At 65.2% G+C, this 14,456-nt stretch carries 13 protein-coding genes; 8 read left to right on the forward strand and 5 right to left on the reverse strand.

Annotated features, from left to right (window positions below):
* Positions 1–29: 29 nt before the first annotated feature.
* Both J2S32_RS06950 and J2S32_RS06955 read right to left on the reverse strand, forming a co-directional pair.
* Positions 30–3,356, reverse strand: coding sequence for an amidohydrolase family protein (locus J2S32_RS06950; protein WP_253519119.1), 3,327 nt, complete (start codon positions 3,354–3,356; stop codon positions 30–32).
* Positions 3,357–3,385: 29 nt separating this feature from the next.
* Positions 3,386–4,414, reverse strand: a complete 1,029-nt coding sequence (locus J2S32_RS06955; RefSeq protein ID WP_253519124.1) for a LacI family DNA-binding transcriptional regulator — start codon at positions 4,412–4,414, stop codon at positions 3,386–3,388.
* Between the two features lie 170 nt (positions 4,415–4,584).
* Between J2S32_RS06955 and J2S32_RS06960 the strand changes: the two genes are divergently transcribed.
* Genes J2S32_RS06960 through J2S32_RS06975 form a run of 4 tightly spaced genes read left to right on the forward strand, consistent with a single transcriptional unit; the run spans position 4,585 to position 8,820 of the window.
* Positions 4,585–6,093 (forward strand): flavin-containing monooxygenase, encoded by a 1,509-nt coding sequence (locus tag J2S32_RS06960; protein ID WP_253519156.1) that lies wholly within the window; start codon positions 4,585–4,587, stop codon positions 6,091–6,093.
* Positions 6,094–6,126: 33 nt separating this feature from the next.
* Positions 6,127–6,885 (forward strand): competence/damage-inducible protein A, encoded by a 759-nt coding sequence (locus tag J2S32_RS06965; protein ID WP_253519161.1) that lies wholly within the window; start codon positions 6,127–6,129, stop codon positions 6,883–6,885.
* 52 nt (positions 6,886–6,937) lie between these two features.
* Complete coding sequence (locus J2S32_RS06970) at positions 6,938–7,906, forward strand: hypothetical protein (protein WP_253519182.1); 969 nt, start codon at positions 6,938–6,940, stop codon at positions 7,904–7,906.
* Entirely contained in the window at positions 7,903–8,820 is a 918-nt protein-coding gene (locus J2S32_RS06975; protein ID WP_253519185.1) for a GNAT family N-acetyltransferase, read from the forward strand. Before J2S32_RS06970 ends, J2S32_RS06975 begins: the two co-directional genes overlap by 4 nt.
* On the opposite strand, the gene J2S32_RS06980 is transcribed toward J2S32_RS06975, so the two are convergent.
* From J2S32_RS06980 to rplK, 3 genes are all read right to left on the reverse strand, one after another.
* Complete coding sequence (locus tag J2S32_RS06980; protein ID WP_253519189.1) at positions 8,817–8,996, reverse strand: hypothetical protein; 180 nt, start codon at positions 8,994–8,996, stop codon at positions 8,817–8,819. The genes J2S32_RS06975 and J2S32_RS06980 overlap by 4 nt on opposite strands.
* A 165-nt stretch (positions 8,997–9,161) precedes the next feature.
* On the reverse strand, positions 9,162–9,854 hold the full coding sequence (gene rplA, locus J2S32_RS06985) for a 50S ribosomal protein L1 (RefSeq protein ID WP_253519206.1): 693 nt from the start codon (positions 9,852–9,854) through the stop codon (positions 9,162–9,164).
* A 4-nt stretch (positions 9,855–9,858) separates the two neighbouring features.
* Positions 9,859–10,290 carry a 50S ribosomal protein L11 gene (gene rplK / locus J2S32_RS06990; protein WP_067462399.1) on the reverse strand — a complete coding sequence of 144 codons (432 nt, stop codon included), beginning with the start codon at positions 10,288–10,290 and terminating at the stop codon, positions 9,859–9,861.
* A 255-nt stretch (positions 10,291–10,545) separates the two neighbouring features.
* Between rplK and J2S32_RS06995 the strand changes: the two genes are divergently transcribed.
* The 4 genes from J2S32_RS06995 (at position 10,546) to J2S32_RS07010 (ending at position 14,447) form a co-directional block, all read left to right on the forward strand.
* Positions 10,546–11,709: a sensor histidine kinase gene (locus J2S32_RS06995; RefSeq protein WP_253519210.1), complete on the forward strand. Its 1,164-nt coding sequence runs from the start codon at positions 10,546–10,548 to the stop codon at positions 11,707–11,709.
* Between the two features lie 102 nt (positions 11,710–11,811).
* Positions 11,812–12,837 (forward strand): retroviral-like aspartic protease family protein, encoded by a 1,026-nt coding sequence (locus J2S32_RS07000; protein WP_253519228.1) that lies wholly within the window; start codon positions 11,812–11,814, stop codon positions 12,835–12,837.
* Positions 12,838–12,889: 52 nt separating this feature from the next.
* Positions 12,890–13,267, forward strand: a complete 378-nt coding sequence (locus tag J2S32_RS07005) for a hypothetical protein (RefSeq protein WP_253519231.1) — start codon at positions 12,890–12,892, stop codon at positions 13,265–13,267.
* A gap of 67 nt (positions 13,268–13,334) precedes the next feature.
* Complete coding sequence (locus J2S32_RS07010; protein WP_253519234.1) at positions 13,335–14,447, forward strand: transporter; 1,113 nt, start codon at positions 13,335–13,337, stop codon at positions 14,445–14,447.
* Positions 14,448–14,456 lie beyond the last annotated feature (9 nt).

Raw genomic sequence — 14,456 nt, forward strand, 5'->3', positions numbered from 1 at the left:
GGTCGTTTCCCGCGCCGCCTTTTTTCGGGTTATTCCCACCAATAGGGCAGGCGCCGGGCAGAACCGGTCTCGACCTCGTTCATGGTGCGCGCATCGTACAGCCGCCCGCCCAGCATGACGCGGTCGATCTTGTCCGAATTGCGGATGTTCTCGCTCGGGTCGGCGGACAGCACGAGCAGGTCGGCGAGCTTGCCCACTTCGAGGCTGCCGATATCGCGGTCCATGCCCAGCGAACGGGCGGATTCGATGGTCCCGGCACGCAGCGCCTCGACCGCGGTCATTCCGCCGCGGGCAAAGCTCCACAGTTCCCAATGCGCGGCGACCCCGGCCTGCTGGCCATGCGCGCCAATGCTGACCTTGACCCCGCGTTCGGCGAGCTTCTTCGCTTCGCGCGCGGCTTCATCGTCGACGAAGGCCCAATCGGGGGCGGTTACGCGGCGTGCGGTCTGCGCAATCAGCTGGCGCGGCGGCGTGTGGACCATCAGCGGGGTGTCGAACACGTCGGTCGCCTGGCGCCAGTAGGGATCGCCGGCGAGACCGCCATAGGTCACCACCAGTGTCGGCGTGTAGTTCGACTGCGATCCCTGCCAGAACTGCAACACGTCCTCGTAGAAGACCTCGCCCGGGACATTGTGCTCGATGGTCGAATTGCCATCGGCGATCAGGTTCATGTCCATGCCGAACAGCGAGCCGCCCTCGGCCACCACGAGCATGTTTTCCGCGCGCGCCGCTGCGACCACCTGCTGGCGCTGGTCGCGCCGGGGCTGGTTGTAGTTCTTGATCGAAATCCCGCCCTGCGCCTTGATCCGCTGGATATGCGCCAGCGCATCGTCATAGCTGTCGATCCGGGCATAGACGCTGGGCGCCTTCGCGCCGTAGACGATTTCCGCAGTCGAGAAGATGCGCGGGGCGAGCAATTGCCCCGCCCGCTGCCGTTCCGAAGCCGAGAAGATCATGCTCGCGCTCGACGAGGGATCATGCAGCGTCGTCGTGCCCATCGCGAGGTTCTGCACGAGCGACCAGTTCTGCTGCGGGACCAGATCGCCGACGCCCTGCGGGCCATGCGCATGCGCATCGACCAGGCCCGGCATGATCGTCTTGCCGCCGGCATCGATCACCGTCGCCCCTTGCGGGACCGTGACACTCGACGCGGGGCCGATCGCGGCGATCCGGTTACCCGTGATGACGATGGTGCCATTGGCGATTTCGCCTGCGCCCTCGCCCGCCATGGTGAGGATTTTCGCGCCGGTGATGGCAACCGTGCCGCGCGGCTTGTCGGCCGCGATGGTCCGTTCGAGCGAGGTACCGCTGGTCGGCGGGACGAATTTGGGGGCGTCCTTGTCCTTGGGCGCGTTGGCGAACATCGACGCGACGCTGGCACGATAGAGCACCGGCCCCATCGTCCAGGTCAGCATGTCGCCATCCTGCGTCCAGCCGATGTAATCCGCCCCGCCCTTCGACGCGCGCACGACTGGCAGCGAACTCGCCTTTTCGCCCACGGTCACCGCCTGCCCGCCGGGCATCAGCGGCGTGGCGAAGACTTCGTAATTCTCGCGGAAAGCGACGAAATCGCCGCGCGGGCTGACGTGGTATTCGGTCGCCAGCTCGCCTTCGGCATGGACCTGCCGCGCCTCGCCATCGAGATCGGCGCTGAGCAATTGCAGCTTGCCGTCCTTGCGGCCGAGCATGAACACGCGGTCGCTCGATGCGCCGAACTGCGGGTTCGAGGTATCGCGGGCAACCAGCTGCGCCGCCCCGCCACTCGCGCTGACGCGGTAGATGCCCTCGTTCTCCGAATATTCGGGTGCGGTCAGATACCCGCCCGAGCGCTTCTCGAAGACGATGGTCGAGCCATCGGGCGAGAAGCGCGGCTGTGCGTAATGCCCGGGCATGCGGGTGACGACGCGTGCGCCCGAGCCATTGGCATTGGCGCTCATCACCTGGCCGAGCCCGTCATCGGTCCAGCGGATATAGGTGATCCGCCGCCCGTCGCGCGACCAGGACGGCCAGAGTTCGAGCGCCGCGTCGTTGCCCGAGGTCAGCCGCCGTGCGGTGCCCCCTGCGACCGGCTTCGCGTACAGCTTGCCGAGGCTTTCGAAGACCACCGTACGCCCGTCGGGCGAAACGCTGGCGAAGCGCGGAATTTTGGCGGTGAAGCTGTCGGGCGCCACCGGGATGGCCGGATGCGGCGCATCGGCCACGCCGCGCGTATCGTTGACGGTGAAGGGAATCACGCTGTCGCCGCTGCCATCGGCGGCCACGCGGCGTAGCTTGCCCCCGGCCCACAGCACCAGCGCATTGCCGTCGGGGGTCCAGTCGATCAGCGGGTAGAACCCGTGGACCGCCCAGGTTTCCTGCATGTCCATATCGAGATCGCCATAGATCATGCGCTGCTCGCCGCTGGCGAGGTCCTTGATCCACAGCTCGGTCTGGTCCTTGTCGCGGCGGATGAACGCCAGGCTGTTGCCATCGGGCGAGGGCTGCGGGCGGACCGCACCGCCAAAGCCGCTGACCGCGGTGGTGACTTCGCCTGTCGCCAAATCATAGCGTTCGATGGCGAAGGTGCCCTGCGTCGAATCCTGCGCATATTCGAAGATCGGCCCCGGGGTGACATTGCGAGAGTAATAGACTGCGCCGCCATCGGGCGAATAGACCGGTTCGCCCAATTCCTTCTGCAGCGTTTCACTGGCGCGCGCGACCAGCTTGACGCCGCCGCCGCCCGAGACGTGGTAGAGCCAGATCTCGCCGGTGCCGAGCGAACGCTGGGTGGTGAAATGCTTCTTGGCTACGATGTAATTGCCATCGGGCGACCAGCTTGCCTGGTTCAGCAGGCGGAACTCCTCCTTGGTGAGTTGGCGCTTGTCCGATCCGTCGGCGTTCATGATCCAGATGTTGTCGCCGCCGCCGCGGTCGCTGGTGAAAGCGATCCGGCGGCCATCGGGCGAGAAGCGCGGCTGCACTTCCCATGCCAGCCCTTCGGCGATCCGCGTCGGCGTGCCGCCCGTGATCGGCATGGTGTAGACGTCGCCCAGCAGCGAGAAGGCGAGCATCCGGCCGTCGGGCGAGACATCGACATCCATCCACGTGCCTTCGTCGGTGCGGATCGGCACTTGCCGGATCGTTGCCCCGCGCGGCGCGGTGACGTCCCATTTCTCGGCCTCGCCGTCGTCGGCGGCCGGATTTGCAGTCGCCGGGGCGGCATCGACCGTCATGCCGCTGCCTTCGGCGGGACCACTTTCTGCCGAGGCGTCGACCTCCTGCTCCTCGACCGGATTGGGGCTCGGCTCGGAATCCTGCGCATAGGCCGCCTGGCTGGCGAAGAGGACGGCAAGGACGGAGGCAATACTGGTTTTCATGGCTATCTCTCTCACAGGAACAGGCAAGGTCAGCGCACGCTGGCGCGCTCGACAAGATGGACCGCGACGCGCCGCTCGGGGCGCTCCGCTTCGGAGGCAAGCGCGGTTTCGACCAGCAATCTGCCGGCCAGCGCAAAATCGGGTTCGACAGTGGTCAGCGGGGGCGCGCTGAAGGCGCCCGAGCCCAGCCCGTCGAAGCCGATCACGGCAACATCGTCGGGGACCGAAATCCCGCGCGCGGCGAGTTCTTCGAGCGCGCCCAGCGCCATGGCATCGCAGGCGAAAAACAGCCCGTCGAAGCGCGCGCCGCTATCGACCATCTGGGCCGTGGCATTGCGGCCCTGCGACACGCGGTCCTCGCCCGCGCTCACCACCGCCTCGCCCGGTGTCAGGCCCGCGGCTTCCATGGCGCTGCGATACCCCTCGTACCGCTCGCGGAACTGGCGCTGGGAAGAGGTCGGATCGCCAACGAAGACGATCTGCTTCGCCCCGCCCTGCACCAGCCGTTCGACCGCCAGCTGCCCGCCCGCGCGGTTGTCCGAGCGAACCCAGACGCTGTCGTCGAAGGGCGAGCCCCAGAAGGCCATACGCGGCGCTTCTTCGGCGCAATTGCGGAAATAGTCCCACGCCGCTTCATTTGTCGCAGTGCCGATGACCACCACGCCATCGGCATGGCGCCGTGCGACATAATGGCCGAAGAATTGTTCGGGCTTGGCCTGGAACGACACCAGCGCTTCATAGCCTGCCTCGGCGGCGGCGGCGCAGGTGCTGCCCAGCAGGCTGTAATAGAACGGGTTGATCGCGGTTGGCCCCTCCCCGTCGCGGCCGATGACGACGATCGCGATGGTCCCGGTCTCGCCCCGGCGCAGCCCCGCGGCGCGGGCATTGACCTGATAGCCGAGTTCCGCGGCGGCGCGCTCGACTCGGCTGCGGGTCGCTTCGGTAATCGTCTCCGATCCCGCCAGCGCGCGGCTCACGGTTGACTGGCTTACTCCCGCCCGCTCGGCCACGTCGATCGATGTAACCCGCCGCGGCTCGGGCTTGTCGCTACTGGACATGCTCTGACGGCTCTCCCTTTGCGGCTGCCCTACCGCAGGCTTTTGCCGAAAGCGAGAGCGAAGCGCCATGCTGCGGACCCCGCGCGTGGGAGCGGTTAGGTTGCGTGCTGCAACTGAGGCTGGCGCTACGCCGCAGTCTAGGTTACGTTCGCGTCTCTTGGGAGAGAACAATGAAGAATACGGCGACCGATTTCGACGTGATGATCGTAGGTGCGGGGATTTCCGGCATCGGCATGGCGGCGCATATGAAGGAAAAGACGCCGGACCATGGCTTCGTCATCGTCGAACGCCGCGAGAATCTGGGCGGGACCTGGGACCTGTTCCGCTATCCCGGCATCCGCTCGGACAGCGACATGCATACGCTGGGCTTCGATTTCGAACCGTGGAAGCACGAGAAATCGATCGCCGATGGCCCCGCCATCCTCGATTATCTCGACGACATCGTCGACGAGCGCGACATCCGCAAGCACATCCGCTTCGGGCACAAGGTGCTCGCCGCCGACTGGCGCGAGAGCGAGGCGCGCTGGCATGTCACGCTGGAAACGAGCGAAGGCGAGCGCAAGCACCTGACCGCCAATTGGCTCTATCTCGGATCGGGCTATTACGATTACGACGAGGCCTATGATCCGGGCTTCGATTTCGGCGACTTCGAAGGCACGGTGATCCACCCGCAGTTCTGGCCGCGGGACCTCGATTATACCGGCAAGAATGTCGTCGTGATCGGTTCGGGCGCGACCGCCGTCACCATCGTCCCGTCGATGAGCGACAAGGCGGCCAAGGTGACGATGCTGCAGCGCACGCCGACCTGGATGTTCAGCCGTCCGGCCAAGGACGCCATGGCCAATTTCCTGCGCAAGATCCTGCCCGAGAAGGTCGCCTACCGGATCACCCGGTGGAAGAATATCACGCTGCAGGACATCGGTTTCAAGCGCGCGCGCACCAAGCCGCAGAAGATGGGCGAGGCGCTGCACAAGCGTATCCGCAAATCGCTCGGCGAGGATTGCGATCTGGCGCCCTTCACCCCGCCCTACAATCCATGGGACCAGCGGCTCTGCCTCGTCCCCGACGACGATCTGTTCACAGCGCTGAAGAGCGGCAAGGCCGATATCGTCACCGGTCATATCAAGGCCTTCGAAAAGGGCGGTGTGCGGCTGACCGACGACCAGTTCATCCCTGCCGATATCGTGGTCACCGCGACCGGTCTCAAGCTGGCGGTGGCGGGCAAGATCGCGCTGTCGAAGGAAGGCCAGCAGATCGATCTGTCCAAGCACTTCTATTACAAGGGCTGCATGTTCTCGAACGTGCCCAACCTGGCAGTGGTGTTCGGCTATCTCAACGCCAGCTGGACGCTGCGCGCGGATATCAATTCGGATTATGTCTGCCGCGTACTCAACACCAGCAGGAAGCGCGGCGTCGACGTGACCGAGCCGATCCTGACCGCGCAGGCCGAGGCCGCGATCGAGGAGGACGACATCTTCGATTTCTCCTCCGGCTATATCCAGCGCGGCAAGGCGATCATGCCGCGCAATGCGGTGGCCTATCCCTGGCGGCTCAACCAGGAATATGTCAGCGATCGCAAGCGCATGAAAGACGACCCGGTCGATGACGGCGTGCTCGAATTTCGCCGTCACGGGGCCAATGCCCGCGGCGCCGACGAGCAGCTCGAAGCAGCGGAGTAGCTTTCGCCTGCCAACCGCGTTACGCCAGCCGTCATGACCGAACGCATCTACACTGCCGGCCTCGTCGTGATCGGCGACGAGATCCTCTCCGGCCGCACGCATGACAAGAACATCGCGCAGATCGCCAGCTGGCTGCAGGTACAGGGCATCCGCCTGTCCGAGGTCCGCGTGGTGCCCGATGTCATCGAGCGGATCGTCGAGGCGGTGAATGCGCTGCGCGAGAGCTACGACTATCTCTTCACCACCGGCGGGATCGGCCCGACGCATGACGACATCACCGTCGATGCAGTGGCCGCGGCACTGGGCGTCCCCGTAGTCGTCCATCCCGAGGCGAAGGCGATGCTGGAACGCTATTACGCCAGCATCAACAAGGAACTGACCGAAGCGCGGTTGCGGATGGCCCGTGTCCCTGAAGGGGGCGAGCTGATCCCCAACCGCATGTCGGGCGCACCCGGGATCAAGCTGGGCAATATCCATCTGATGGCCGGGGTGCCGCATATCACCGCGGGCATGCTCGATGCGCTGACCGGCACGCTGGAAGGGGGCGCTCCGCTCCTGTCCGAAACCGTCGGCTGCTGGACACCCGAAAGCGAGGTCGCCGATATCCTGCGGCAGGTCGAAAAGTCCCACCAGGACTGCCAGATCGGCAGCTATCCGTTTTTCCGCGAAGGCCGCGTCGGCGCCAATTTCGTCGTCCGCTCGACCAGTGCGGAAAACCTCAAGAGCTGCGTCGACAGCCTGTGCGACGGGCTTGCCACCGCCGGGTTCGACTTCACCCCCGGCGGCATCTGACCGGATCGAACGGTCATCGCGCTGCTGCCGGGTGCATGCTAGGGTGTCGCCGATGACCGCGGTCTACATCACCATCGATACCGAGTATTCGGCGGGGCTGGCCATCCGGCTGGGGCTGCATGCGCGCGAGGCGGTATATGCCCGGTCGATCGCCGGCCACACCGCCGATGGCGCGGTAGGTATCGAGCATCAGATGGAAGTGATGGATGCGCATGGGATCAAGGGCGTGTTCTTCGTCGACCCGATGCCCGCGCTGGTCTGGGGCACCAGGGCGATCGCCGAAGTGGTCGAGCCGATCCTGGCGCGGGGTCACGAGGTGCAATTGCATCTTCATCCGGAATGGATGGAAATCGCCGGGGACGCCAATCCGCTGAATGGCCGAACCGGGCGCAATCTGCACGATTTCACCGAGGACGAGCAGGTCGAACTGCTCGAACTGGCACGCGAATATCTGATGCAGGCAGGGGCGCCTGCCCCCACCGCCTTTCGCGCGGGGAATTACGGTGCCGACGATGCCACGCTGCGCGCCCTGCACCGGGTCGGCATTCGCTATGACAGCAGCCATGTGCCGGGGATTGCCGGGTCGGACTGCCGCATCGGCCTGACCTCCGCCAACCGCGAGGTGGTCCGCCGCGAGGGAACGATCGAGGTGCCGGTCGGGTCGATCCGCAGCTTCCGCGGCCAGCGCCATGCGCAGATCACCGCGCTGTCGCATTGGGAAATGGCCGCCGCGCTGCGCTTCTGCGTGCGCGAGGGCGTGGCGATGTTCAATATCGTCAGCCACAGTTTCGAGCTGATGAGCCACGACCGCACCCGGGCCAATGCGATCGTGCGCGGCCGGTTCGCCAGGTTCTGCGAGACCGTTGCCGCGACACCCGGCGCGCATGGTGCGACCTTCACCAGCCGCCCGCCGCAGATCGGCGATGGCACCGGGGCGGCAGGCATGCCGCATAGCGAAATCCGCAGCGCGGCGCGGGTCGCCGAACAATTGGCCTCCAACGCATTGTACGGGGCATCGTGAGCGACGGTTCGATGCACTCCTACCGGATTCCCTTCTTCATTGGGTCGCGCCGCCTGCTGACGGTCGAGCGCGAGGTCGCCACGCTGGCCTTCTCGCTCAGGGATATCCTCTCCGAGCGGACCCCGGCGGTGCCGTCGCTCAACAATGTCGAGGGCTTGCGCGTACTGTCCGCCCCCCAAGCAGGCGAAGCGCGGCTGCGTGAGGCGATGCCGGGCTTCCTGATCGGCGGGCGCGAGGAATATGCGCGCAGCTATATCGACATGGCGCGCGGCTATGACCAATACTTCGCGCGGTTCTCGGGCAAGACCCGGAACACGCTGCGCCGCAAGCGGCGCAAGTTCGAAGAAGCTTCGGGCGGCGTGCTCGACCTGCGCACTTATCACTCGCCCGATGAAATGGACGCGTTCGTCCGGCTGGCGTTGCCGCTGTCGCAGCGTACCTACCAGGCGCGGCTGCTTGATGCGGGCCTGCCCGAAAGCGAAACCGCCCGCGCCGAAATGCGCGAACTTGCCTGGCAGGATCGGGTGCGCGCCTTCCTTTTGTTCCTCGATGGAAAGCCGGTCGCCTATCTCTATCTGCCGATCGAACGCGACACGCTGGTCTATGCGCATCTGGGCCACGATCCCGACCATGCCGGCCTGTCACCCGGTACCGTGCTCCAGCTCGCGGCGCTCGAAACTCTGTTTGCCGAGAACCGCTTTCGCTATTTCGATTTCACCGAAGGCGAAGGCGCGCACAAGGCGTTGTTCCGGACCGACAGCGTCCACTGCGCCAGTTTCCTGATGCTGCGCCCGAGCTGGATCAACCGGACGCTGCTCACCGGCCTGGAAGCCTTCGACCGGACGGTCGCGACGGGTAAACGGGTCGCGCAGCAGACCGGCGCGGAGACCGCGCTGCGGCGATTCCTGCGTTAAAGGTCGATGTCCTTCTGCGGACGTTCGGCAACTTCCTCGCGCAGTTCGCGCGCGCCGCGCTCGGCCGCGCGATCGACCGACCTGGAGGTCTTGCGATTGCGCAGCCAGGCATAGACGAGCGCTGCGAGAAGTAGGATCGGGCCAAGGACGGTGGCGACGGGAAGAATGGCTTCCATGGAAAATCTCCTGCGTATCTTGCCCCATCAATGCCCCAGCTCCGCGATCTTTCCGATCGCCCATGCAAAAGGGCCGGCAGGTCTGCACCCGCCGGCCCTTTCGGAAATGTATTCGGCCATAGGAAGGCGCAGCGTTCCCGCGCCATCGTTACGGGCGTAAAAGCGTCAGGCGCCTTCGACTTCGGCGAGGTCGACCTTGAGGCCGGGACCCATCGACGACGTCAGCGTGATCTTCTGGACATACTTGCCCTTGGATCCCGACGGCTTCGCCTTGACGATCGCATCGGTCATCGCCTTGAAGTTCGCCTTCAGGTCTTCGTCCTTGAACGACAGCTTGCCGATGCCCGAGTGGATGATGCCCTGCTTCTCGACGCGGAATTCGACCTGGCCGCCCTTGGCGTCCTTCACGGCCTGTTCCACGTTCGGGGTCACGGTGCCCAGCTTCGGGTTCGGCATCAGGCCCTTGGGGCCCAGCAGCTTACCGAGGCGGCCGACGACACCCATCATGTCCGGCGTGGCGATCACGCGGTCATAATCGAGATTGCCGTTCTGCATGTCTTCCATGAGGTCTTCGGCACCCACCTTGTCCGCACCGGCAGCAAGAGCCTTGTCGGCATTGTCACCCTTGGCGAAGACGGCAACCTTGACGTCCTTGCCGGTACCGCTCGGAAGCGACACCATGCCGCGGACCATCTGGTCGGCGTGGCGCGGGTCGACGCCGAGGTTCATCGCGACTTCGACGGTCTCGTCGAACTTCGCCTTGTATTCGCGCAGCGTGGCGATGGCCTCGTCCACGCTGTAGAGCTTCTCGCTGTCGAGCTTGGCGACAGTCTGCTGCTTCTTGGTCTGCTTTGCCATGGTCTTAGCCCTCCACCACGTCGAGGCCCATCGAACGCGCGCTGCCTTCGATGATCTTGGTGGCCTGTTCGATGTCGTTCGCGTTCAGATCCTTCATCTTCTGCTCGGCGATTTCGGTCAGCGCCGAACGCTTGATCGATCCGGCAGAAACCTTGCCCGGCTCCTTCGAGCCCGACTTGAGCTTGGCGGCCTTCTTGATCAGGAAGCTGGCCGGCGGGCTCTTGGTGGTGAAGCTGAACGAACGGTCGGCATAGACCGTGATCGTGGTCGGGATCGGCATGCCCTTTTCCAAGCCGTCGGTGGCGGCATTGAAGGCTTTGCAGAATTCCATGATGTTCACGCCGCGCTGACCCAGCGCAGGGCCGATGGGCGGCGAGGGATTGGCGGTGCCGGCAGGCACCTGCAGCTTGATATAGCCGTCGATCTTCTTGGCCATGAATGGCCTCCTTTCTCACTGTTGCCGCGGCACTTTCGAACCGCGGCTCATGGTAAGCGGTCCAGCGGTCCGCCTTGGCGAACCTCCCGCACGGGTTTCCCGAGGATGACTTGGGAAGGCGCGCACATAGCGATCTGGCCCCCGAATGCAAGCGATTCGCCGCCTCGGTGGCGTTCAAGAGCGGGTATAAGGGAGGTGCCCAACTATCGCGCCACGCCCACCATGCTACCACAAGTTCCCGCTAGTGGAGCACACATGCAGAACTTCATCGAAATCTGGCAATATATGCCGCATGGCATGTGCCTGCTGTGGCAACCCTGGCTGGTGGCATTGTGGGCCGGCAGCGACCTGCTGATCTTCCTGTCCTATACCGCCATTCCCTTCGCGCTGCTGACGGTGTTGCGCAAGCGCAAGGACATTCCCTTTTCCGGCCTCGTGGTGTTGTTCGCGAGCTTCATCCTGCTGTGCGGCCTCACGCATCTGATGGGTATCGTCACCCTGTGGTATCCGATCTATCCCTGGGTCGGAATGCTGAAGCTGGCGACCGGCCTCGTGTCGGCGGCCACTGCAGTGGTCCTGTTCCGGCTGATCCCGACACTGACTGCGCTGCCCTCGCCCGCGCAGCTGGCCGAAGCCAACCAGCAGCTCGAGGCGGAAGCCGCCGCCCATGACGCGACGCTGGCCAAGCTGGAAGAACTCGTCAGCGAGCGAACCGAGGAATTGCGCGTGGCCAACGCCAATCTCGCCGTCCAGGCGCGCGAAGCAGTGCACCGCAGCGCCAATCTGCTCTCGGTCGTCACCTCGCTCACCCGGCAGACGGCGCGCGGGCACGAGCGGACCGATGAATTCGTCGATACGCTGCTGGGCCGCATCCATTCGCTGGCCCGCGCCACCTCGACCGTTATCCGCGGGGACGACAACTATTCGGGCGACCTTGCGACAATCGTCAAGCTGCAACTCGAACCCGTCCTGCTGACCTATGGCGAGCGGATCGACATCCAGGGTCCGCCCACGCAGATCATCAGCGAAGCGGCGCAGCAGATTTCGCTGGCGATCCACGAACTGGCGACCAATGCGCAGAAGTACAGCTTCGCGCGCGATCCCGGTGCACGGGTGGCAATCGCCTGGACGGTCGAGGATCGCGACGGAAGCCAGCTGTTCACGCTGACCTGGCGCGAGGACCTTCCCGGCGGCGGCACAGCCGAAGAACCGTCTGCGGAACAGGCCGGGTTCGGTACCACGCTGCTGACGCGGATCGTCCCGCGGGTGCTGCGCGGGACCGCCGTGCGCACGCTGGCCGACGGCAAACTCGAATACCGTCTCGAAGCGCCCGCGTCCGCCGTGCTGGCCGACCCTGCCGATACCGCAGCGGCCGCGCTCGCCGCGCGGCTCGTCGACGAGAATTTCGACGACGATTAGGCGGCATTCCCGGCGCAGCACGCGGCGCGCCGGTCGGGCGGGGTGCACCCCTGATCGACCTGCGTTCGCGCGGTGCGCGATTATCGTCTATGGCTATGGATCATGAGCAAAGCTCTGACCTCGATCGCTGTTGCCGCGCTGCTGAGCATGGCTTCCGCCTCTTCCGCCCAGGACCCGTCAGCGGCAACCGTGCGCATGCCCGAACTGCCGTCTGCCGGGTTCGACGAGACGCTGGCCATCGGCGGCGAGGAAATCGGCGCACGCAAGCTGCGCAGCCGGATGACCGTCGATGTCATGGTCAACGGCACAGGCCCGCATAAATTCGTCGTCGACAGCGGGGCGGACAGCTCGGTGGTGGGCGAAAGGCTGGCCGGGCGGCTCGCCATGCCCGCCGGTTCCCCGGCGATGCTGCACGGTGTGACCGAGAGCAAGCTGGTCGACCGCGTATGGGTCGACGAGATCGTGCTCGGCCCCACGGCGACGACCGATCTCGAACTGCCGGTACTGGACGAACGCGACCTCGGCGGAGACGGAATGATCGGGCTCGACGCGCTGGTCGAACAACGCCTGCTGCTCGATTTCGAGAAACGCCATATCAGCGTGGACGACGGCTTCACCCCCGAACCGGTCATGGACGGCGTGATCGTGGTGCGCGACCGCCTGCAGCGGGGCCAATTGATCCTGACCGAAGTCAGGGTCGGCCGGCAAACGGTCGAGGCCGTGGTCGATACCGGGTCGGAAATCACCATCGGGAACCGGGCGCTGCGGAACCGGCTGGCGCTGAAACGCGCGGGCAATTTCAGCAAGATCAAGGTCTATGGCGTCACCGGCAAGGAGATGGAGATCGACTTCATGCTGGTGAAGGAGATGAAGCTCGGCCCGATCATGCTGCGCAATGTACCGATCGCCTTTGCGGATATTCCGCCGTTCGCGGTCTTCGGGCTGGAGGACAAGCCCTCGCTGCTGCTGGGCACCGATCTGATGGAGAACTTCCGCCGGGTGTCGCTCGATTTCAAGGACCGCAAGGTGCGTTTCCAGTTGAAGAAGTGCAAAGCCACTTCGCTGGTCCTGCGCACTACCACGATCGCGTCGCGCCTGCGCGCGGACCGGTCGACCGCGTGCAGCTGACCCGCGCAACCGATATTGCACCGCCGCTGCAGCGCGCTTAAAGGCGCGGCCGATGGAAGGCGTGCGTTCTACCAAGGCGATCTGGCTGTTGCTGGCGGCAACGCTGTTCCTGCGCGCGCTGGTCCCCGCCGGGTGGATGCCCGATACGGGCAGCGGCAGCGACGTGATCGTGGCCAAGATGTGCAATTCATCGATGGTGGTCACCATCCCGCTCGACCGCGAGCCTGCGCCCGGCGACAGCACCGCGCATCAAAGCGGGACCTGCCTGTTTGCCGGTTTCGCCGGCGACGCGCCCTTGGCACCCGCAGATCTCGCGCTGGTGGCTGCGCCGCCGGTGGAGCAGCAACCCGTTGCCATCCTCGCGGCGCTGCTGCTGCAGCGCACCGCCTTCCTGCTGCCGCCCGGTCGCGGACCTCCTGTCGCCGTCTGACCGGCGTTTCCCGTCGTCTTGGGGAGCGCCGCATCTCGGCACACCCATTTCACGACAGGAATATTCAATGAAACACGCTTTTGCGCGCGCCGTCCTGGCGTCGCTGCCGCTGCTCGCCGCCTATCCCGCCTATGGCCAGCAGGCCCCAGAGGGTCCGCCCTCAGCGGAAGAACCGATCGTCGTCACGCCGGTGGCGGTCTATCCCGCCGCCGGGCTGATGAACGGGCATACCCATGACGGGGGCGAGTTCATGATCGGGCTGCGCTACACCCGCAACAGCTATTCGGGTGCCAACCAGTCGGGCACCGATGCGGTGTCCGATGCCGAAGTGCTTGCTGCGGGCTACACCGTTGCAGCGAGCGAGATGACCATGGACATGGTCATGCTCGACCTGATGTATGCGCCCAACGACACGCTTACCTTCATGGTCATGCCGCACTGGATGCGCCACGAAATGACCATGGTCGGGATCGATCCGGCCAACACCGGCATGCCGATGGGCGGGATGGCGATGGGCGATATGGACCATGGCCACCACGGGCTCACCTTCGGCCAGAGCATGACCCATTCGACCCAGGGTTTTGGCGATACGCTGGTTTCGGTGAGCTACCGCCTCGCCCACACGACGGGGCTCAAGGCGCATGCGACGCTGGGCGTCTGGGCCCCGACGGGCAAGGTCGACCGCAAGAACGCCGACGGCACTTTCGCGCACTACATGATGCAGTCGGGCAGCGGGACGTGGGACATCGAGCCCGTAGTGACCGTAACCGGCCAATCCGGAATGATCGGTTATGGCGCACAGGCAAGCTATCGCTGGCGCACCAAGGATGCGAACGAAAGCGGCTTTGCCTTCGGCGACAAGGCGCAGGCCAGCGGCTGGGTCAGCTATCTGTTCGATAGCGGCTTCAGCCTGACCAGCCGTCTAACGTGGGAGCACAAGGGGCAGATTCTCGGCCATTACAACGGCCCGCACAACCATCGCACCCCGTCGGACATCCCGGCCAATTACGGCGGCGACACGGTGCTGGCCGGCTTCGGGGCGAATATCGCGCTGCCCGTGGGCGGGCGTCATCGTCCGCAGGTCGGGATGGAAATCGGTGTGCCGCTCTACCAGGACCTCAACGGCATCCAATTGCCCGAGGATTGGCGAGCTTCACTCTCGCTGAGCCAGACCTTCTAAAACGAAAAA

Origin of the sequence: Qipengyuania citrea (assembly GCF_024171405.1) — a bacterium.
Taxonomy (GTDB): Bacteria; Pseudomonadota; Alphaproteobacteria; order Sphingomonadales; family Sphingomonadaceae; genus Qipengyuania; species Qipengyuania profunda.

What these genes read in the sequence shown, in the direction of transcription:
- J2S32_RS06950 (WP_253519119.1), bottom strand. Translation starts at nt 3,356, where the DNA reads ATGAAAACCAGTATTGCCTCCGTCCTTGCCGTCCTCTTCGCCAGCCAG.
- J2S32_RS06955 (WP_253519124.1), bottom strand. Translation starts at nt 4,414, where the DNA reads ATGTCCAGTAGCGACAAGCCCGAGCCGCGGCGGGTTACATCGATCGAC.
- J2S32_RS06960 (WP_253519156.1), top strand. Translation starts at nt 4,585, where the DNA reads ATGAAGAATACGGCGACCGATTTCGACGTGATGATCGTAGGTGCGGGG.
- J2S32_RS06965 (WP_253519161.1), top strand. Translation starts at nt 6,127, where the DNA reads ATGACCGAACGCATCTACACTGCCGGCCTCGTCGTGATCGGCGACGAG.
- J2S32_RS06970 (WP_253519182.1), top strand. Translation starts at nt 6,938, where the DNA reads ATGACCGCGGTCTACATCACCATCGATACCGAGTATTCGGCGGGGCTG.
- J2S32_RS06980 (WP_253519189.1), bottom strand. Translation starts at nt 8,996, where the DNA reads ATGGAAGCCATTCTTCCCGTCGCCACCGTCCTTGGCCCGATCCTACTT.
- rplA (WP_253519206.1), bottom strand. Translation starts at nt 9,854, where the DNA reads ATGGCAAAGCAGACCAAGAAGCAGCAGACTGTCGCCAAGCTCGACAGC.
- rplK (WP_067462399.1), bottom strand. Translation starts at nt 10,290, where the DNA reads ATGGCCAAGAAGATCGACGGCTATATCAAGCTGCAGGTGCCTGCCGGC.
- J2S32_RS06995 (WP_253519210.1), top strand. Translation starts at nt 10,546, where the DNA reads ATGCAGAACTTCATCGAAATCTGGCAATATATGCCGCATGGCATGTGC.
- J2S32_RS07000 (WP_253519228.1), top strand. Translation starts at nt 11,812, where the DNA reads ATGAGCAAAGCTCTGACCTCGATCGCTGTTGCCGCGCTGCTGAGCATG.
- J2S32_RS07005 (WP_253519231.1), top strand. Translation starts at nt 12,890, where the DNA reads ATGGAAGGCGTGCGTTCTACCAAGGCGATCTGGCTGTTGCTGGCGGCA.
- J2S32_RS07010 (WP_253519234.1), top strand. Translation starts at nt 13,335, where the DNA reads ATGAAACACGCTTTTGCGCGCGCCGTCCTGGCGTCGCTGCCGCTGCTC.